The following is a 19,426-nucleotide window of genomic DNA, read 5'->3' on the forward strand; positions in this document are numbered from 1 at the left end:
AAAAATAATCAGTATGGGAAGCGGGCCAGACTGCCAATCCGGATATAAAGACCTAGCTGTAATAACCTGTAAACAACAACATTTGTGACCAGAATTAACTGGTCTAGTGCTCCAAAACTTGCGCCCTTATATCTTGATTATTAACTTATATCTTGATTATTAACTTTCAAAGGTTGATGATCCCCAACTGATCATTGGGATGTCACCGGAGAGTTTGTTTGCGCCCTTAGGCTTAAAGCTTGTGCAGTCAGATAAAACCCCGGTGACATATTTATCGTCGCCTGTAAGACCGAACGGTATCTTGTGCTAAGAGCACGTATTTATAAGGAAGGTCGGGGCGATCATTTAATTATCTGTTTTTCATGGGAGAATCAGCCATGGACAAGACCTCAGTGGGTATTGATGTTGCCAAATTAAAATTCGATGTTGCAGTGTGGGTAGAGAGAAAAAAGTATAAAACAAAAGCATTCCCGAATACCCCTCTGGATTTAGCCAACTACTGAAATGGCTTATCCCTTACGGGGATTGTCATATTTGTCTCGAAGCCACAGGGAGTTACAGTGTTCCACTGGCTATGTTCTTAGTTGATAATGGCATTGACGTCAGCCTAGAAAACCCATCACGTATTCATGCCTTTGGTGAGAGTGAACTGAGTCGGAACAAGACGGATCAGGGGGATGCAAAAATGATAGTGCGCTACTGCGCACTGCATACACCTGTCCTCTGGACTCCTCCTCCCTTGAGCGAACGTCAATTAACCGCGCTAGTACGCCATCTAAAGAGTTTAGAGGAAATGAGGCAAATGCAAGAAAATCGGCAATCAGTGGCTGACGATGTCGTTCAATCCTCACTGCTTGAAATCATTTCTGCACTTAAACAACAAATCCAGGCCACCAAAGAAAAAATAAAAAACCATATCGATAACGATCCTGACTTAAAGAAAAATAAAGCGTTGCTGGAGAGTATTCCTGGTATCGGTGAAATACTAAGTGCCAGTTTGCTGGCGTATGTGGGTAATGTGTCAAAATTCACTAACAGTAAGGCAGTGGTGGCCTATGCCGGGCTTAACCCAAAACTTTGTGAATCAGGTTTATTTAAAGGACGGAGCCGCCTATCAAAACGGGGTCATACCGAGCTCAGGAAAGCGTTGTATATGCCCGCTCTGGCTGCCCTTTCTTGTAATCCGATAGTGAAAGCACAGTGGCAACGACTCGTATCACGCCATAAAGGGGGTAAAATGGGCGTCTGTGCAGCAATGCGCAAATTACTCCAACTGGCGTATGGTGTGCTGAAATCAGGCATCCCATTCGATACAAAAATAGCACTTGCATCATGATGGGCAAGACGGTATCTGACTTGATTGTAATAATAACCCACGCTTGAAGGCATCGAACCGAGGTGTTGCATAGCGTCTGTGCCACTAAATAAGCACAATGGCGTCAGTCTGGTTTATTTGCTTTGGAGTGAATCAACCAGACACCAAGTAAAATTAAAGCGGCACCCAGTGTTTTAAGTGTGGTTGCCGGTTCATTGAACCACGGCAATGATACCACCGCCACATAGACTAATGCGTAACTGATACCCAGTAATGGATAAGCCTGATTGAGTGGTAAATAGCGCAAGGCGAGAAACCAACATAACATCGATAGGCCATAGCCCAGCAAACCGCAGATAACGGCTGTTACCTGGCTTGAGTGATCGGTTAAGAATCGTAGATTGATATCAGAAAACGATATCAGTGGAGTATACATCATACCCCATTTCAATAGTAACTGTGCCAGTGTGACCAACAACATACTGCCGATACCCCAGAGATAACCTTTCATCAACCCCCCTTGCGAAAGCTAAACAGGGCTGTACAAGAGATCTATTAATGCCAACTCAGCAACAAGATACCTAACATGATGGCTGCAATTCCCAACCAATGGCGTGAAGTCACTTGTTCAGCAAAAAAAAATCGCCCCGCTAGCGTCATCAAAATAAAATTAAAACTTAGTAAAGGGTAGGCCTGGCTCAGCGGCATATGCTGTAATAATTTCAACCATAACAACATCGCCAATCCAAGCAGCATTAAAGCAGTGAGCAACCAACAGCAGCAGAGTTTAATCTGCCCACACTGAGTTTGCTGCCAGTGATTTGCCGCCTGTTTTTGACATAATTGCCCGATGCAAGTTAGCAAGCTGATCACTAATAACAATAGATAGCCAATCATGACGTTTTTGCATACCACAACAAAACCAAACGATTCATCCGTTCGATCCTGCTAGCCACGGGTAAATACGCCGGGATCTCTCCATGACGTGATAAAAGTAATACCAGTGAAACACTTCCTTGCCGTCGTGCCTGTATCAACCACTGCGGAAAATCGGCATTATCGACATAACGATCACTGTTATCCGCATAACGCAAACCATAGTTAAGCTCACCTTTTGTACTAAACATCATCACATCACTGCGTTTCAATTCCCAAGCTAAACCATTTGCAATACCAACTTCATCCGCTAAAACATAACGGCTTTGATTTAATAGACTAATATGATGGTGAATAAAATTTTGTGGTTGTTTTGCATCAATTATTTTCTGTGGAATGATAAAACCTACCAATAAGGCAAACAATAATGGGCATGCTGCCGCCCACTGCCAATGTTGTCCATGGGCTTTCATACTCCACCAACCCATCCCACCCCAAGCAGCAAAGGCAACAATAGCCAGGATTGCTTTATATGTTTCCTGTTTAGTCAGGATCACCCACTGAGGAAACAACCCAATGCTCAAGATCAATATCGCTAATCCACAGATAAGACCCAGTATCAAATTAATTACACCGTTAATTTTCAGCATCTGAGGGCGCATACCCTTAACGCAATCTGTCGCATAAGCTGCCATTAATAAAGAGAGCGGTGCCATACAAGGCAGGATGTAGGTCAGTAATTTACCTTTGGCGACGCTGAAAAAAATCAGCGGCATCAGTACCCAACTCAACAAAAAAAACAATTCTGGACGTGTTATCCGTTCACGCCAGCCTTTGAGAAGAGCACCCGGCAGTAACCCCAGCCAAGGCAACACTCCCAAACATAAAATTGGCAGATAATACCAGAATGGTTCTCTATGTTGAGCGTCGTCTGCAGCAAAGCGCTGAATATGTTCAATCCAGAAGAAATAGTGCCAGAAATCTGGCTCACGTTGAGCAATAATCAACGCCCAAGGGAGGCAAAACAGGATCGCCGTCAGTACTGCTATCCAGCCAAAAAGAAGCAGTTCCTTAACCCGTCTCTGCATCATAACAATGGGTAAGACCGCAATCACCGGCACCACCAAAGCAAGAAATCCTTTGGTCATTACCCCCATCGCACAAGTCATACCCAGCAATGCATAGGCCGCTAATTTTTGCCATGTTTTTTCGGCACGCAAGGTGAAATAAAAACTTACCATAGCTGCGGTTAGCCACAGCGAAATCATGGGATCCAGCACCGCGTAAGAACCAACGCTGAATACCAGTAAAGAAGTGAAGTAAATTAATGTCGCCAGTGTTGCAGTAGCACGGTTACCCCATAGTAGAGTAGCCAGCCAAAAAACCAGCAGAGCACTAAGACCAGTGCTAAACACTGAGCCGAAGCGTACCGCAAAATTATTCTCACCAAACAGCCATTGGCTGATATTATTTATCCAATAACCTGCAACCGGCTTCTCGAAGTAACGAATATCCAACAGGCGTGGAACTATCCAGTCACCACGCTGGAGCATTTCACGGCTTATTTCTGCATAACGGGTTTCATCTGGCTGCCACAGCAGACGACCATTAATAGGGATCAGATACAGTATGACAAAAAAAACGGTCAATAACGCCGCAATATTGCCTTTAAAAAATTTTATCATGGTTCATTCACTACAGATTGACAGCCCAACCAGCCTTCCCGCCCGGGGAAGGGGGAACGCACCACTCTGCCCAAGGGCAAGCTCTGTGTATCCTGTGGTAACAAAGCACTAAGCGGACAAAATTGAATGCTTTGTTTCTTTGCTCGCAGTAGCAGTTGCTCAAACATTAGCAATTGCGACATTCCCTCCACTTCCGCATGAATGGTGTAGACTGGCACCCCGCGATCACACAACATGGTTTGTAAAATGTAATCATTAAAATCCTGCTGGCGCACTTTACTTCCCACCACTTCATCATAGGTCGGTAAGGTCACAGGGATCTGTACCGTACCAATGCTGCCATCCGCCAATTGTGGACGAAAAGGATGCGTGCCACGGCAGTCACTATTATAGTTAAAAGAAAAATGTTGTTTGACCGCCAAAACAGTGTCATCTGCCCGCCATCCCGCGACTGCTGAACAAGTGACCCTTTGCTCGATGCTCTGTTGCAGCGCTTCCACCCCAAGTTTTACCTGTTCGTTCAGTTGTTGCTGGGACCAACGAGCAACACTTGCCTGCCATCCCTGATGATCCCAAGCATGAAGACCCACCTCATGTGCATTCTCTCGTGTTTGTTTCATCAATGCACCAAGATCCCTGGCGATCAGCCTCCCTGGCCAGGCCGTTCCCGCAAGAAGAATATCCCAACCATACAGAGACACGGCATTAGATCGCAACATTTTCCATAAGAAACGCGGACGTAACAGACGCCATAAATGACGCCCCATATTATCGGGGCCGACACTAAAGAAAAAACTGGCCTGAATACGGTGTTTTTCCAATAAAGCAAGTAGTGCCGGTACTCCCTGCTTAGTACCCTGGTAGGTATCGACATCAATTCTCAGGCCAATTTGTTTCATTTGCTACTTCCCATAATCCTGCGTTATCTACTCTTGCAAAGCAGAACGTAGGAAAAAATCTAAGGTTTCGGCTATTGTCTGCTCTATAGAGATCTTTGGCTGCCAATTGAGCAAACGACGCGCATTTTTAATACAGGGCGTCCGGTATGTGACATCTTGATAGCCTTCACCGTAATAGGCTTTGCTTTCGACAGACTTAAGCCCGGCAAAAGGAGGAAAATGCTGACGCAATTCATGCTGATTAAAACTGTTCAGCAACATTTCTGCCAATTCACGAATACTGGCCTCGTTGCCTGGATTACCAATGTTGATGATTTGACCGTTACAACGGCCTCCACGATTTTCAATAATGCGAAATAAAGCTTCAATGCCATCATTAATATCAGTAAAACAACGTTTTTGCGCACCACCATCAAACAGCTGTATCGGTGAACCCTCGACTAAATTGAGGATAAGCTGCGTGATGGCACGTGAACTGCCAATACGGGCAGCATCGAGATTATCCAACCGTGGACCCATCCAGTTAAATGGACGAAACAGGGTGAATTTTAGCCCTTCCTTAGCACCATATGCCCAAATAACACGGTCTAGTAATTGTTTGGAAACTGAATAAATCCAACGTTGTTTGTTAATTGGCCCGACGATCAAACGTGAGTTATCCTCGTCAAACTCTTTATCGTCGCACATACCGTAGACTTCTGAGGTTGAAGGAAAAACAATGCGTTTTTTATATTTAACACAATCGCGTACAATCTTTAAATTTTCTTCAAAGTCTAATTCGAAAACTTGTAATGGATTACGGGTATATTCAATCGGTGTGGCAATCGCCACTAGAGGCAGTATGACGTCACATTTTTTAATGTGATATTCAATCCATTCGGAGTGAATGCTAATATCCCCTTCAACAAAATGAAAACCAGGATGACTGATAAAACGGCTAATGGCATCTGAACCGATATCCAAGCCATAGACTTCATAATCGTCTTTGTTATCATCACGCAATAAACGTTCAGTTAGATGATTACCAATAAAACCATTCACACCCAGGATGAGTACACGAATTGGTCTTTTTTTCCCTATACTGGTTTTTACGCCCAAGCGCACACCCGTAACCATCTTCATTTCCTGTGCCAATCTACAGCCCTGCACGTACAGACCTGATTCACCTTGGGCGGTTATGACTTCCAACGCGCCTTCACCACAGGCAATAGTCAACGGATCCGTCTTCAACACCGTACCTGGTTTTATATTATCTATTCTCTCTATTGGGCGTGATTGCCAAACAATCAGTTTTTGTTGACCAAAGTAACTAAATGCACCGGGATAAGGCTCCGTGACGGCACGGACCAAATTATTAATCGCCGTTGCCGATTGTCGCCAGTCAATTTCACCATCGGCCGCTTTGCGGCGAGAAAAATAACTGGCGTGTGCTTCAGACTGGGCTACCAGAGGTAACGACTTATTTTTTTTGAATTTGGGCAATAGATCGTTTAACAATAGCTGTGCCGCATCACGCATTTTACCGTGGAGTATTAAGGCGGTGTCTTCGGGATCAATAGGAACCTTTTGTTGACCGGCAATCGCGCCCGCATCCGCTTGAACAACCATCTGATGCAATGTTACACCCGTTTCACTTTCTCCATAAATCAGTGCACAATTGATCGGTGCACAGCCACGATAACGGGGCAATAAAGAACCATGTAAATTAAAGGCCCCCTGCGGAGCTAATGATAAAATGTCTTGGCTTAATAATTGGCGGTAGTAGAAGGAGAAAATAACATCTGGCTGTAACTCACGGATATGCTCAATCCACAGAGAATGATTAATATCTTCTGGTGCAAACACGGGTAGCTTCAGTTCTGCGGCGACATGCGCCACAGAAGAGAAGAAACGATTCTCGTTGGGGTCATCAACATGGGTATATACTGCTTTAATATCGTAATTAGCGTCATGTAACGCACGCAAACCCACACAGCCAATATCGTGATAGGCAAACACAATTGCTTTCATCGTTGTTCTTTTTCCTGAGTATTTTCGACTTGCTGACCGTTAACCACTTTTTCTACAAAGTAACGAGGACGGGCCCGCACATCATGGTAGATACGCCCGATGTACTCACCCAGTAAACCCATACCGATAAATTGCGCACCAATAAACATAAAGAGTACAGCAAATAACGTGAATACACCGTCTCCTGCCCAAACTGATCCCAAAACCAAACGCAGCATTACCAGTAATAAAGCCAGAGTGAAACCTGAAACCGCCATCACGCTACCAAGCAAACTGAGTAATCGCAGTGGTGTTGTCGTCAGACAGGTCACTAAATCATACATCAGGTTGATCAGCTTCATTAGGCTGTATTTAGAATCACCAAAAGCACGCTCTGCGTGATTAACAGTAATTTCTGTGGTACGCCTAGCAAAAGTATTGGCCAGGATCGGAATAAAGGTGCTGCGTTCGTGACAGCGTAACATTGCGTCGACGATATGCCGCCGGTAAGCTCGTAGCATGCAGCCGTAATCGCCCATCGCTTTTCCCGTCGCTCGCTGGATCATCATATTGACTAAGCGGGACCCGGTTTTACGGAACAGGGAATCTTGCCGATTAGCACGTACCGTACCTACTACGTCGTAGCCTTCTTCCGCCACCTTAACCAAGCGAGGGATTTCTTCTGGCGGATTTTGTAGATCAGCATCCAGAGTAATGACCAAATCACCACTGACCTGATTAAAACCTGCCATAATAGCAGCGTGCTGACCGTAGTTGCGGTTAAGTAATACAGCAATAATTGAGTCGTCCGGTTGTGCTGCCACCCGCATCAAGATAGCTGCCGAGTCATCAGTACTACCATCATCCACCAAAATAATTTCATAGGGTTGCGCCAGTGATTTACAGGCTGCAGATGTTCTGGCAATCAATGTAGGCAAGCTTTCCTGCTCGTTATAAACAGGGATAACAATCGAGACTTTTTTTATTGATTCAATTTGTACCATGATGTGAACCTATAATTTTTTTCAATGTATCGACAACCCAATCGACGTCACTGTCTTGCATATCAGGGAAAAAGGGTAATGAACATAATCTGGCTGAATTCCATTCGGTATTGGGTAGTGCCACGTCTGGGTAACGCTCACGATAATATTTTTGCGTGTGTGTTGCACGAAAATGCAGTCCACTACCAATACCCTGTTCTTTTAAGAGATTCATCAGATGATTGCGATCGATGCCACAGCATGCTTTATCCACACGCACAATAAAGAGATGCCAGGCATGTAAATGAGGATAATTAGGTATGCCCAGTGGCTGTAGCGGAACATCAACAAGTCGCTGTTGATAACATTGCGCTAAAGCTTGACGCCGCGCATTAATTTCAGTCAAACGCTCTAGCTGCACAACGGCGATGGCGGCATGAATATCCGATAGATTATATTTGTACCCTGGCTCGACAACTTCGGCTTGTGGGCTGCGTCCTTGTGTTTGACGATCAAACGCATCAACGCCTAATCCATGAAATTTTAAACAGCGTACGCGTGCTGCCAGTTCATCATTATCTGTGGCGATCAGCCCTCCTTCTGCACAAGTGATATTTTTAATTGCATGAAACGAAAAGATAGCTGTACCCTGTGCACCAATCCATTGCTCTTTATAACGTGTGCCGACAGCATGAGCCGCGTCTTCAACCAGTGCCACTCCATGACGCATCGCCACCTCCCTGATAGCCTCCAAATCACAGGGTGCCCCAGCATAATGAACCGGAATAATGGCTTTGGTTTTCGGGGTAATAGCCGCTTCAATATCCTCAGCGCTGACCATTAACGTTTCACGGTCAACATCGATCATTACCGGCTCGGCACCCAATAACAGGATCATATTCAAGGTAGAAACCCAGGTTTGAGAAGGTGTGATGACCTCATCACCCGGACCAATCCCCAACGCCATCAAAGTAATATGCATACCCGCAGTCGCTGAACAAACAGCAATGGCATGCTTACAACCAAAAGCTTGACAAAAATTTGCTTCCAATTGCTTATTTTGTGAACCCGTCGTGATCCAACCCGATTTTAGCACATCAACAACAGCTGTCATTTCCCTCTCACCGATAGCCGGACGAGAAAAAGGCAAAAAGCTACCTCTATGCATAATAGAAGAATTCCAAGCAGATACATGAGCCTCAAAGCTACAACGAATTGCCATGAGTTAATCAAAACTAAACACCCATACAATACCAAACAACATCGAGACAACAAAATAAATTCTATTCAGGTGCCTTGACTTCACATGACGAACGACGGTTTTGCAAGAAGTCTCTACCCAATGAATTTCGAGTTACGGCAAGGCGGCAATCAATCGAATTCCAGGAGTGTACAGGTAGTACATGACTGGGATGAGTGTGAGCAGCCAACGCCGCCGTAACTTGAAAGGCGAAGGGTATATTGACTATTTTTCGCTTGCTCCTTCCTCATAACGGCAGGGAAGGATAAGCTTATATCCACCCTCTACGGATGACCTGGCTACTTAATGATGAAAAATGCAACTTTCTATCTCCTCTCACAAGAAAAACTGCTTTCTCAAAACAAAGATCGTGAACAGGAAAAGCCTTCTGCTGAGTTATGTTCGTATGAAGCTTTAGCCTGTGAGTTGGCGGCCGAACATTGGCGATCGGGTAAGCGAATACTGATTGCCTGTGAAAATCTTGCACAGGCGCAACGGCTAGATGAAGCACTGTGGCAACGGATACCTGAACAATTTGTACCACATAATTTGGCGGGAGAAGGCCCAAAACAGGGTGCTCCGGTTGAGTTGGCTTGGCCGGAACGGCGTGGAAATTCTCCACGTGATCTGTTAATCAATTTGCTGCCACAGCTTGCAGATTTTGCTATCACTTTCCATCAAGTGATAGACTTCGTTCCATACGAAGAAGATTTGAAACAGCTGGCGCGTGAGCGATACAAATCTTATCGCCGCGTCGGTTTCCATTTGATCACAGCAACGCTGCCAACCTAACTGAATAAAAAATATGGAAAAGAGCGATCATTCCCTCAATACAATCTACGATCCGCAAAAAATTGAGCAGCCGCTCTATAAACATTGGGAAAAACAAGGTTATTTTAAGCCAAATGATGATAGCAGCCAGGAAAGTTTTTGCATCATGATCCCACCACCGAATGTTACCGGTAGTCTACATATGGGGCATGCTTTCCAGCAAACCATTATGGATATCCTCATCCGTTACCAACGTATGCAAGGTAAAAATACTTTGTGGCAGGTGGGTACTGACCATGCAGGTATTGCCACGCAAATGGTGGTCGAACGTAAAATCGCTGCTGAAGAAGGTAAAACACGCCATGATTATGGTCGTGAAGCTTTTATCGATAAAATTTGGCAGTGGAAAGAGGAATCTGGCGGCACCATTACCCACCAGATGCGGCGTCTGGGTAACTCTGTTGACTGGCAGCGCGAACGTTTTACGATGGACACAGGTCTATCAAACGCGGTAACCGACGTGTTTGTCCGTCTATATAAAGAGGATCTTATTTACCGTGGCAAGCGTTTGGTGAATTGGGATCCGAAACTCCGTACGGCTATTTCTGATCTGGAAGTTGAAAACCGTGAATGCAATGGCTCCATGTGGCATCTGCGCTATCCGCTGGCGGATGGCGTGAAAACTGTTGAGGGTAAGGATTATGTGGTGGTCGCGACCACCAGGCCGGAAACCATACTGGGTGATACTGCGGTGGCGGTCAATCCGCAAGATCCACGTTACCGGGATCTCATCGGTAAAACTATCATTTTGCCGCTGACGGGGCGTCGTATCCCAATCCTGGGTGATGAACACGCTGATATGGAAAAAGGCAGTGGTTGTGTAAAAATAACACCCGCTCATGATTTTAACGATTATGAAGTGGGTAAACGTCATGCGCTACCCATGATCAATATTTTGACTTTTGACGGCAATATTCGTGATCAGGCAGAAGTTTTTGATACACATGGTGAAATCAGTGAGCAATACAGTCAGGCGATCCCACTGCAATTTCAAGGGTTGGAGCGTTTTAGCGCCCGTAAAGCGGTGGTCGCTGAGTTGCAACAATCGGGTTTGCTGGAACAAATTAACGCCCACGCGTTGACGGTGCCTTATGGCGATCGTGGCGGTGTGGTGATCGAACCGATGCTTACCGATCAATGGTATGTTCGTACTGCGCCTTTGGCAAAAATTGCCATTGAAGCAGTGGAAAAGGGTGATATCCAATTTGTTCCCAAGCAATATGAAAATATGTATTACAGCTGGATGCGTGATATTCAGGACTGGTGTATCTCGCGTCAACTGTGGTGGGGACACCGTATCCCTGCCTGGTATGATCAACAAGGTAACGTTTATGTGGGGCGTGACCAGGCAGAAGTGCGTTTTGAGCACCAACTGGCTGATGATGTGCAATTACGTCAAGATGATGACGTTCTCGATACTTGGTTCTCTTCTGGTTTGTGGACTTTTTCTACCCTTGGCTGGCCAGAACAAACCACGGCGCTGAAAACATTTCATCCCAGTACGGTCATGGTGAGCGGTTTCGATATTATTTTCTTCTGGATCGCTCGCATGATCATGTTGACCCTGCATTTCATCAAGGATGATAGCGGTAAAGCACAGGTGCCGTTTAAAACCGTCTACATGACTGGCCTGATCCGCGATGATGAAGGGCAGAAAATGTCCAAGTCTAAGGGGAATGTGCTGGATCCCTTGGACATGGTGGATGGTATTTCACTGGCAGATCTGCTGGCAAAGCGTACCGGTAATATGATGCAGCCACAGTTAGCGGAAAAAATCCGCAAACGTACCGAAAAACAGTTTCCCAACGGTATAGAACCACATGGTACCGATGCGCTACGTTTTACGTTAGCCGCGCTGGCTTCTACTGGACGTGATATTAACTGGGATATGAAACGGTTAGCCGGCTACCGCAATTTCTGTAACAAGCTGTGGAACGCCAGCCGTTTTGTGTTGATCAACGGGAAAGCCTGTACTCAAGATGATAACCAGGAAAACAGGCCTTCACTGGCTGATCGTTGGATCCTCGCCGAATTCAATCAAACCGTGAAAAGCTACCGCGAAGCACTGGATAACTATCGTTTCGATTTAGCCGCTAATATTTTGTATGAATTCACTTGGAACCAATTTTGTGATTGGTATCTCGAACTGACTAAACCGATACTCAATGGCGGTTCAGGGGCTGAGTTGAGCACTACCCGTCATACCCTGATTCAGGTATTGGAAGCACTACTACGTTTGGCACACCCTATTATTCCTTATATCACGGAAACACTTTGGCAGCGGGTAAAAGGCCTACGAGGGATCACGGCTGATAGCATTATGTTGCAACCTTTTCCACAATTTGACATTCATCAGGTCGATCAACAAGCTCTGAGCGATTTGGAATGGATTAAACAAGTGGTTATCGCGGTACGTAACCTGCGTGCTGAAATGAGCATTGCTCCTGCTAAACCTTTGGCGCTACTGCTACGTGGAGCAAGCAACGAAGTTCAACGTCGATTACAGGAAAATCAGCCCGTGATCCTGTCATTAGGCCGTTTGAGTTCGATCAGGTTACTTGCTGATGGCGATCAAGAGCCCCTTTCGGTGATTAAATTGGTGGCAGGTGCCGAAATTTTGATCCCCATGAGCGGATTTCTCGATAAAACTAACGAGCTAGATCGACTAGAGAAGGAAGTGGTAAAAATTGACATTGAGATGACACGTATCACAGAAAAATTGGCTAATCCCGATTTTGTGGCACGTGCCCCGCAGCAGGTAGTCAGTAAAGAACGTGAAAGATTGGCCACCTGTGCACAAGACAAAGAAAAACTGTTGGCACAACAGGCCATTGTTACAGCGTTATAACTGTAAAACATAAAGCAAACGGAAAGGGTTTCTATGTACCATAAATTAACTGCTGCTGAACACCAGCAAACAGCGTATCGTGAAATAATTAAGGCGGAGCTCCAGCAAGCGGCTGATACGTTAGATATTTTCTTAAATAATGATGCCAATATTGATGCCATTCAGCAAGCAGCAGTGTTGTTGGCGGAGACGTTCAAAGCGGGAGGTAAGGTACTTTCCTGTGGCAACGGGGGATCTCATTGTGATGCGATGCATTTTGCTGAAGAACTGACCGGTCGTTATCGCGAAGATCGTCCTGGCTATGCGGCAATTGCCATTTCGGATGTGAGTCATCTTTCCTGTGTGAGTAATGATTTGGGTTATGAGTATGTTTTTTCGCGCTACGTTGAGGCAGTAGGTAAGGCAGGGGATGTATTATTGGCTATTTCTACTTCGGGCAATTCAATCAATATTATAAATGCTATGGAAGCGGCGCAAAAAAAAGAGATGAAAGTCATTACGTTAACCGGCAAAGAGGGGGGTGAAATGGCGAAGAGGGCTCAACCCGCCAATGTTGAAATTCGAGTGCCGCATTTGGGTTATGCCGATCGTATTCAAGAAATTCATATTAAAGTGATACATATCTTGATTCTGTTGATTGAAGAAGAAATGAAGAAGAAATGGGATAAGTTGGCTGAATGGAAGAATGGGGCAACCAGTTCTACAATAAACCTAAGGGAATAGCAGTGATGTCGTCCCCCTTAAAGCTCAAAAAGCTCTCGTGGTTAAATGAATCCTGTAGAATCTTATCTCTGCGTTGCTGTGTCATTTCAGGACCTAAATAGGTTCTACGTTGTGCAGCATTAATAAAATTATCATTGTGCAAACCTTATGATCAAAATAAAAAAAGGATTGGATTTGCCTATCGCTGGAAAACCGGCTCAGGTCATACAAGATGGATCGGCTATTCATCATGTGGCGCTGCTTGCCGAAGATTATATTGGTATGCGTCCTTCAATGTTGGTGCAGCCAGGCGATTGGGTTAAAAAAGGTCAAGCGCTGTTTGAAGACAAAAAAAATCCGGGAGTGTTATTTACCGCTCCAGCCAGTGGTCAAATCAGCGCTATTCATCGTGGTGAACGTCGGGTATTACAATCTGTGGTGATCAGAGTAGAAGGTGAGGAGCAAATTTCCTTCGATCGTTACGAAATTAACGATTTGCCTCAGCTGACTTATCAGCAGGTGCAAGCTAACCTGGTCGCATCTGGATTATGGACGGCGTTGCGTACTCGGCCTTTTAGTCGAACACCTCGACTTGACAGTCGTCCACGGGCTATTTTTGTCACCGCCATTGATACTCAGCCATTGGCAGCAGACCCTCAGGTTATTATTGCGCTGCATGCTAACGCTTTTAATCATGGTTTGCAGGTGCTGACACGTCTGACTGAAGGGAAGGTTCATGTTTGTCATGCCGTGGAGCAAAGCTTCAATGGACATAGCGGAACACAGATCACTTACAACACCTTTTCTGGGGTTCATCCTGCTGGCCTGGTGGGGACACATATTCATTTTCTTGAACCTGTCAGCGCAAACAAATGGGTGTGGCATATCGGTTATCAGGATGTCATTGCCATCGGTAAACTCTTTACTCAGGGTGAACTGTATACGGATAGGGTCATTGCACTTGGTGGGCCACAGGTTAACCAGCCGACCTTGTTAAGCACTCGCTTGGGCGCGAATTTATGCGAATTGACCGCAGGCAAGTTAAAAGCTGGCGAAAACCGGTTAATCTCCGGTTCGGTGTTGAGTGGTAGCCAAGCCTCTTCCCCTTGTGATTATCTTGGGCGTTTCCATCAGCAAGTATCAGTATTACTCGAAGGGCGTGAGAAAGAACTCTTTGGCTGGTTGATGCCTGGTGTTGATAAATATTCGATTACGCGTACCACCTTGGGGCATTTCTTGAAAAATAAATTATTCGCTTTCTCAACCAATATGAATGGGGGTGAACGCGCTATGGTGCCGATTGGCAACTATGAACGGGTGATGCCATTGGATATTTTGGCGACCCATTTACTGAGGGATTTACTCGCTGGTGACAGTGACAGCGCTCAGGCTCTGGGGTGTCTGGAACTGGATGAAGAAGATTTGGCGTTATGTACCTTTGTTTGCCCGGGAAAATATGAGTACGGTTCATTGCTGCGTGGCATATTGAACAAAATTGAGCAGGAAGGATAACTGATGGGGCTAAAAAACTTTCTTGAAAAAATAGAACCTCACTTTGAAGCGGGTGGCAAATTAGAAAAATATTATCCACTGTATGAAGCGGCGGCGACCATTTTTTATACACAAGGTAAAGTAACGTCGGGCGCATCTCATGTGCGCGATGCTATCGATTTAAAACGGATGATGATTCTGGTCTGGCTAGCGGTTTTCCCTGCGATGTTTTGGGGGATGTATAATATTGGTCAGCAGGCGATACCTGCCTTACATCATCTTTACGGTGATAGCCAATTACAACAGGTGATTGCGGGAGACTGGCATTATCGTTTGGCGCAAGGGTTAGGGGCATCGCTGGTGGAGGATGCGGGCTGGATTAGTAAGATGCTGTTAGGGGCGGTTTATTTTCTTCCGATTTATGCCGTGGTGTTTGTGGTCGGTGGATGCTGGGAAGTGCTGTTCTCCATTGTCCGTAAACACGAAATTAACGAAGGTTTCTTTGTTACGTCGATTCTATTTTCTTTGATCCTGCCGCCGAACTTACCATTATGGCAAGCGGCTCTGGGCATTTCCTTTGGTGTCGTGATCGGCAAAGAGATTTTTGGTGGTACAGGCCGTAATTTTATCAATCCGGCACTGGCTGGACGGGCTTTTTTATTTTTTGCTTATCCGGCACAGATCTCCGGCGATTTGGTATGGAATGCCGCTGACGGTTTCTCTGGTGCGACACCCCTCTCTCAATGGAGCGTTAATGGAGGTCAAAGTCTGCTCAATACGGTGAATGGACAACCTATTAGCTGGATGGATGCTTTTATAGGAAACATTCCTGGTTCTACGGGTGAGGTTTCAACTCTGCTGATTTTGATGGGGGGGGCCATCATCATTTTTGCTCGTGTGGCTTCCTGGCGGATTGTCGCTGGGGTAATGCTGGGTATGATGGCGACGGCCTATCTGTTTAATGCCATTGGTTCGGATACCAATCCGCTGTTTGCTATGCCGTGGTACTGGCATTTGGTACTCGGTGGTTTTGCCTTTGGCATGATTTTCATGGCGACCGATCCGGTATCTGCTTCCTTTACTAACAAAGGAAAATGGTGGTATGGCGCGTTGATTGGTGTGCTCTGCGTGCTAATTAGGGTAGTTAACCCTGCTTATCCAGAGGGAATGATGTTGGCAATCCTGTTTTCTAATCTGTTTGCGCCGTTATTTGACTATATGGTTGTGCAGGCCAATATTAAGCGGAGGAAAGCCCGTGGCGAATGATAAAGTAAAAAATAACGACAGCATTGGCAAAACCTTAATGGTGGTGATCCTGCTGTGCCTAGTGTGTTCTGTTGTTGTGGCGGGAGCAGCCGTTGGTTTGAAAGCAACGCAGCAGGCACAACGTTTACTGGATAAACAACGCAACATTCTGGATGTGGTAGGTTTGTTACAACCCAAAATGAGCAAGGAGGCAGTAAACAATCTGTTTAAGACGCGCATTGTGCCACGCCTATTGGATTTAGCCAGTGGTGATTTCGTTAACGACGATCCAGCAAAATTTGATCGGGTACAGGCGTTGCGTGATGATCAAAAAAGTATCGCACTAACGGCGCAACAAGATATCGCGGGTATCAAACGTCGTGCTAATAGGGTGGAAATTTATTTGGTACGCAATCAACAAGGCCAAACAGGCAAAATTATCTTACCGGTGTATGGCTCTGGTCTATGGTCAATGATGTACGCTTTTGTTGCTCTAGAGCCAGATGGCCAAACGGTTAGCGGTATTACTTATTATGATCAAGGGGAAACACCAGGGCTGGGAGGGGAAGTTGAGAATCCGGCTTGGCGTCGTTTGTGGGTCGGTAAAAAGTTGTTTGATACGCAAGAACAACCGGCGATTCGGATTGTCAAGGGTAGCGCTCGTGCTGACGATCCTTCCACTATTGATGGTTTATCCGGTGCGACCATTACTTCAAAGGGAGTGCAAAATACCTTCGTTTTCTGGCTGGGTGAAAATGGTTTTGGGCCGTTTCTAAAAAAAGTACATCAAGGGGTTTTGAGAAAAGGAGTATTAAAAAATGGCTGATAACCAAGAAATTAAGCGGGTACTCCTTGGCCCGTTATTTGATAATAACCCATTGCTTTGCAGATCCTTGGTGTTTGCTCGGCGTTAGCAGTTACCACTAAGCTAGAAACCGCAGTGGTTATGACGTTGGCAGTGACGTTAGTGACGGCATTCTCTAGTTTTTTTATTTCGTTAATTCGTCATCACATTCCCAATAGTGTACGAATTATTGTACAGATGGTGATTATTGCCTCGCTGGTGATTGTTGTCGATCAAATCCTGCGTGCTTATGCTTATGAAATTTCTAAACAATTATCGGTTTTTGTTGGCTTGATTATCACCAATTGTATTGTTATGGGGCGTGCAGAAGCCTATGCGATGAAATCACCCCCGATTGAAAGCTTCATGGATGGTATCGGTAATGGCCTGGGTTACGGTGTGGTGTTGATTGCTGTCGGTTTTGTGCGAGAACTGATAGGTTCCGGCAAACTCTTTGGCATGACACTACTCGATACTGTACAGAATGGCGGTTGGTATCAGCCAAATGGATTATTCCTGTTGGCACCTAGCGCCTTCTTTATTATTGGGTTATTGATTTGGGCTTTACGCACGTTCAAACCGGCGCAGATTGAAAAGGGAAATGGATGATGGAACATTACATCAGTCTTTTTGTCCGCGCGGTATTTGTGGAAAATATGGCATTGGCTTTTTTCCTCGGCATGTGTACTTTTTTGGCGGTGTCAAAAAAAGTTTCAACCGCTTTCGGTCTTGGGATAGCTGTCACTGTGGTGTTGGGTATTTCTGTACCTGCCAATAACCTGGTTTATAACCTGGTGCTGCGTGATGGGGTGCTGGTGGCAGGGGTTGATCTCAGTTTTCTCAACTTTATTACTTTTATTGGTGTGATTGCGGCTTTAGTACAGATCCTTGAGATGATACTGGATCGCTATTTTCCCTCGTTGTATAACGCCTTAGGTATTTTTCTGCCCTTGATCACCGTGAATTGCGCTATTTTTGGTGGTGTTTCCTTTATGGCACAACGTGATTATAACTTTCCTGAGTCGGTGGTGTATGGTTTTGGTTCGGGGATAGGCTGGATGTTGGCGATTGTTGCACTGGCAGGGATCCGTGAAAAAATGAAATATGCTAATGTGCCGGCGGGTTTACAGGGTCTAGGTATCACCTTTATCACCACGGGATTGATGGCGTTGGGTTTTATGTCTTTTTCTGGTGTGAATTTATAAAGGAAGCTTTCGCTGAGGAATAACTGATGGAAATCGTTTTGGGCGTCGTGATGTTCACACTGATCGTACTGGCATTGACCGCAATGATTTTATTTGCCAAGTCGAAATTGGTGAATACCGGTGATATCTCGGTAGAAATTAACGGTGACGCCGAGAAAAGTTTTACCGCGCCTGCTGGAAATAAATTACTTAATATGCTCGCGGGTCATGGCATTTTTGTCTCATCGGCTTGTGGTGGAGGGGGTTCCTGTGGTCAGTGTCGCGTGACCATAAAAGAAGGCGGCGGTGATATTCTTGCGACTGAACTGTCTCATATTTCGAAACGCGAAGCCAAAGCCGGTTGTCGTTTGGCTTGCCAAGTTAGCGTGAAACAGAATTTGAAGATCGATCTGCCGGAAGATATTTTTGGTATTAAGAAGTGGGATTGTGAGGTTATTTCTAATGATAATAAAGCCACTTTTATTAAAGAACTGAAACTCAAAATACCCGATGGCGAGGTAGTACCATTCCGTGCTGGTGGCTTTATTCAGATTGAAGCGCCCCCCCATCAGGTTAATTATGCTGATTTTTCGGTAGAAGAAGAGTATCGCAGTGACTGGGATAAATTTAATCTCTTTCGTTTTCAATCAGTGGTGACGGAACCCGCTGTGCGCGCCTATTCGATGGCGAATTATCCACAAGAGCGTGGCATTATCATGTTGAATGTCCGTATTGCCACGCCACCACCCAACAAATCGGAAGCACCCCCTGGGATCATGTCTTCTTATATTTGGTCATTACAAGCGGGTGACAGGGTCACTATTTCTGGTCCTTTTGGTGAATTTTTTGCCAAAGACACGGATGCGGAAATGGTGTTTATTGGTGGCGGTGCGGGCATGGCACCCATGCGCTCACATATTTTTGATCAACTTAAACGCTTGCATTCCCGGAGAAAGATCAGCTTTTGGTATGGTGCTCGTTCAAAGCGGGAAATGTTTTATGAGCAAGATTTTGATCAACTACAGGCAGAAAATGATAATTTCACCTGGCATGTTGCTTTATCCGATCCCTTACCTGAAGATAATTGGACAGGTTACAGCGGGTTTATCCATAATGTGCTGCTAGAAAATTATCTAAAAAATCATCCAGCACCGGAAGACTGTGAGTTCTATATGTGTGGTCCTCCGATGATGAATGCTGCGGTTATCAACATGCTGAAAAATTTGGGTGTTGAGGATGATAATATTATGCTCGATGACTTTGGTGGCTGATCAAGCTGGGATGACTGATAAAA

The 19,426-nt window shown here is 45.3% G+C and carries 16 protein-coding genes and 2 pseudogenes; 11 read left to right on the forward strand and 7 right to left on the reverse strand.

Annotation, left to right across the window (positions count from 1 at the left end):
• Positions 1-377: 377 nt before the first annotated feature.
• Complete coding sequence (locus CCS41_RS17145; protein WP_275887647.1) at positions 378-503, forward strand: hypothetical protein; 126 nt, start codon at positions 378-380, stop codon at positions 501-503.
• A gap of 8 nt (positions 504-511) precedes the next feature.
• The gene (locus CCS41_RS07140) at positions 512-1,336 is read left to right on the forward strand and encodes an IS110 family RNA-guided transposase (RefSeq protein WP_240313887.1); all 825 of its coding nucleotides are present in this window, start codon (positions 512-514) and stop codon (positions 1,334-1,336) included.
• 103 nt (positions 1,337-1,439) lie between these two features.
• Here CCS41_RS07140 and arnF read toward each other — a convergent pair whose 3' ends face one another.
• The 7 genes from arnF to arnB are packed head-to-tail and all read right to left on the reverse strand — an operon-like array spanning position 1,440 to position 8,915.
• Positions 1,440-1,826 (reverse strand): 4-amino-4-deoxy-L-arabinose-phosphoundecaprenol flippase subunit ArnF, encoded by a 387-nt coding sequence (gene arnF, locus CCS41_RS07145; protein ID WP_072549626.1) that lies wholly within the window; start codon positions 1,824-1,826, stop codon positions 1,440-1,442.
• 44 nt (positions 1,827-1,870) lie between these two features.
• Entirely contained in the window at positions 1,871-2,212 is a 342-nt protein-coding gene (gene arnE / locus CCS41_RS07150) for a 4-amino-4-deoxy-L-arabinose-phosphoundecaprenol flippase subunit ArnE (RefSeq protein ID WP_072549625.1), read from the reverse strand.
• Positions 2,209-3,873, reverse strand: a complete 1,665-nt coding sequence (arnT, locus tag CCS41_RS07155) for a lipid IV(A) 4-amino-4-deoxy-L-arabinosyltransferase (protein WP_072549633.1) — start codon at positions 3,871-3,873, stop codon at positions 2,209-2,211. The genes arnE and arnT overlap by 4 nt, the downstream gene beginning before the upstream one ends.
• Positions 3,873-4,775 carry a 4-deoxy-4-formamido-L-arabinose-phosphoundecaprenol deformylase gene (gene arnD / locus CCS41_RS07160; protein ID WP_072549624.1) on the reverse strand — a complete coding sequence of 301 codons (903 nt, stop codon included), beginning with the start codon at positions 4,773-4,775 and terminating at the stop codon, positions 3,873-3,875. Before arnD ends, arnT begins: the two co-directional genes overlap by 1 nt.
• Before the next feature lie 27 nt (positions 4,776-4,802).
• Complete coding sequence (arnA, locus tag CCS41_RS07165) at positions 4,803-6,785, reverse strand: bifunctional UDP-4-amino-4-deoxy-L-arabinose formyltransferase/UDP-glucuronic acid oxidase ArnA (RefSeq protein WP_072549623.1); 1,983 nt, start codon at positions 6,783-6,785, stop codon at positions 4,803-4,805.
• Positions 6,782-7,768, reverse strand: a complete 987-nt coding sequence (gene arnC / locus CCS41_RS07170) for an undecaprenyl-phosphate 4-deoxy-4-formamido-L-arabinose transferase (RefSeq protein WP_119797444.1) — start codon at positions 7,766-7,768, stop codon at positions 6,782-6,784. The genes arnA and arnC overlap by 4 nt, the downstream gene beginning before the upstream one ends.
• The gene (arnB, locus tag CCS41_RS07175) at positions 7,755-8,915 is read right to left on the reverse strand and encodes a UDP-4-amino-4-deoxy-L-arabinose aminotransferase (RefSeq protein WP_072549621.1); all 1,161 of its coding nucleotides are present in this window, start codon (positions 8,913-8,915) and stop codon (positions 7,755-7,757) included. The genes arnC and arnB overlap by 14 nt, the downstream gene beginning before the upstream one ends.
• Positions 8,916-9,296: 381 nt before the next feature.
• On the opposite strand from arnB, the gene CCS41_RS07185 reads away from it, so the two are divergent.
• From CCS41_RS07185 to nqrF, 9 genes and pseudogenes are all read left to right on the forward strand, one after another.
• A complete protein-coding gene (locus CCS41_RS07185; protein ID WP_072549632.1) occupies positions 9,297-9,779 on the forward strand; it encodes a DNA polymerase III subunit chi in 483 nt (160 codons plus the stop codon).
• Between the two features lie 13 nt (positions 9,780-9,792).
• Complete coding sequence (locus tag CCS41_RS07190) at positions 9,793-12,666, forward strand: valine--tRNA ligase (protein WP_072549620.1); 2,874 nt, start codon at positions 9,793-9,795, stop codon at positions 12,664-12,666.
• A 33-nt stretch (positions 12,667-12,699) separates the two neighbouring features.
• Positions 12,700-13,323, forward strand: a pseudogene (lpcA, locus tag CCS41_RS07195) (D-sedoheptulose 7-phosphate isomerase); the annotation flags it as partial.
• 213 nt (positions 13,324-13,536) lie between these two features.
• Positions 13,537-14,880 (forward strand): Na(+)-translocating NADH-quinone reductase subunit A, encoded by a 1,344-nt coding sequence (locus tag CCS41_RS07200; protein ID WP_072549619.1) that lies wholly within the window; start codon positions 13,537-13,539, stop codon positions 14,878-14,880.
• Between the two features lie 3 nt (positions 14,881-14,883).
• On the forward strand, positions 14,884-16,125 hold the full coding sequence (locus CCS41_RS07205; protein ID WP_119797446.1) for an NADH:ubiquinone reductase (Na(+)-transporting) subunit B: 1,242 nt from the start codon (positions 14,884-14,886) through the stop codon (positions 16,123-16,125).
• The gene (locus CCS41_RS07210) at positions 16,115-16,930 is read left to right on the forward strand and encodes a Na(+)-translocating NADH-quinone reductase subunit C (RefSeq protein WP_072549618.1); all 816 of its coding nucleotides are present in this window, start codon (positions 16,115-16,117) and stop codon (positions 16,928-16,930) included. The genes CCS41_RS07205 and CCS41_RS07210 overlap by 11 nt, the downstream gene beginning before the upstream one ends.
• Positions 16,923-17,557, forward strand: a pseudogene (locus CCS41_RS07215) (NADH:ubiquinone reductase (Na(+)-transporting) subunit D). Before CCS41_RS07210 ends, CCS41_RS07215 begins: the two are co-directional and overlap by 8 nt.
• Positions 17,557-18,153 carry an NADH:ubiquinone reductase (Na(+)-transporting) subunit E gene (gene nqrE, locus CCS41_RS07220; protein ID WP_072549616.1) on the forward strand — a complete coding sequence of 199 codons (597 nt, stop codon included), beginning with the start codon at positions 17,557-17,559 and terminating at the stop codon, positions 18,151-18,153. The pseudogene CCS41_RS07215 and the gene nqrE overlap by 1 nt, the downstream one beginning before the upstream one ends.
• Before the next feature lie 26 nt (positions 18,154-18,179).
• Positions 18,180-19,403, forward strand: a complete 1,224-nt coding sequence (nqrF, locus tag CCS41_RS07225; RefSeq protein WP_072549615.1) for an NADH:ubiquinone reductase (Na(+)-transporting) subunit F — start codon at positions 18,180-18,182, stop codon at positions 19,401-19,403.
• Positions 19,404-19,426: the final 23 nt, after the last annotated feature.

Origin of the sequence: Candidatus Fukatsuia symbiotica, from assembly GCF_003122425.1 — a bacterium.
In the GTDB taxonomy this organism is placed as follows: Bacteria; Pseudomonadota; Gammaproteobacteria; order Enterobacterales; family Enterobacteriaceae; genus Fukatsuia; species Fukatsuia symbiotica.

Bases quoted from the DNA above. Each gene is read 5' to 3' on its own strand.
- CCS41_RS17145 (WP_275887647.1), top strand. From the start codon at position 378: ATGGACAAGACCTCAGTGGGTATTGATGTTGCCAAATTAAAATTCGAT.
- CCS41_RS07205 (WP_119797446.1), top strand. From the start codon at position 14,884: ATGGGGCTAAAAAACTTTCTTGAAAAAATAGAACCTCACTTTGAAGCG.
- nqrE (WP_072549616.1), top strand. From the start codon at position 17,557: ATGGAACATTACATCAGTCTTTTTGTCCGCGCGGTATTTGTGGAAAAT.
- CCS41_RS07185 (WP_072549632.1), top strand. From the start codon at position 9,297: ATGAAAAATGCAACTTTCTATCTCCTCTCACAAGAAAAACTGCTTTCT.
- arnB (WP_072549621.1), bottom strand. From the start codon at position 8,915: ATGCATAGAGGTAGCTTTTTGCCTTTTTCTCGTCCGGCTATCGGTGAG.
- CCS41_RS07190 (WP_072549620.1), top strand. From the start codon at position 9,793: ATGGAAAAGAGCGATCATTCCCTCAATACAATCTACGATCCGCAAAAA.
- arnD (WP_072549624.1), bottom strand. From the start codon at position 4,775: ATGAAACAAATTGGCCTGAGAATTGATGTCGATACCTACCAGGGTACT.
- CCS41_RS07200 (WP_072549619.1), top strand. From the start codon at position 13,537: ATGATCAAAATAAAAAAAGGATTGGATTTGCCTATCGCTGGAAAACCG.
- arnC (WP_119797444.1), bottom strand. From the start codon at position 7,768: ATGGTACAAATTGAATCAATAAAAAAAGTCTCGATTGTTATCCCTGTT.
- arnA (WP_072549623.1), bottom strand. From the start codon at position 6,785: ATGAAAGCAATTGTGTTTGCCTATCACGATATTGGCTGTGTGGGTTTG.
- arnF (WP_072549626.1), bottom strand. From the start codon at position 1,826: ATGAAAGGTTATCTCTGGGGTATCGGCAGTATGTTGTTGGTCACACTG.
- arnE (WP_072549625.1), bottom strand. From the start codon at position 2,212: ATGATTGGCTATCTATTGTTATTAGTGATCAGCTTGCTAACTTGCATC.
- nqrF (WP_072549615.1), top strand. From the start codon at position 18,180: ATGGAAATCGTTTTGGGCGTCGTGATGTTCACACTGATCGTACTGGCA.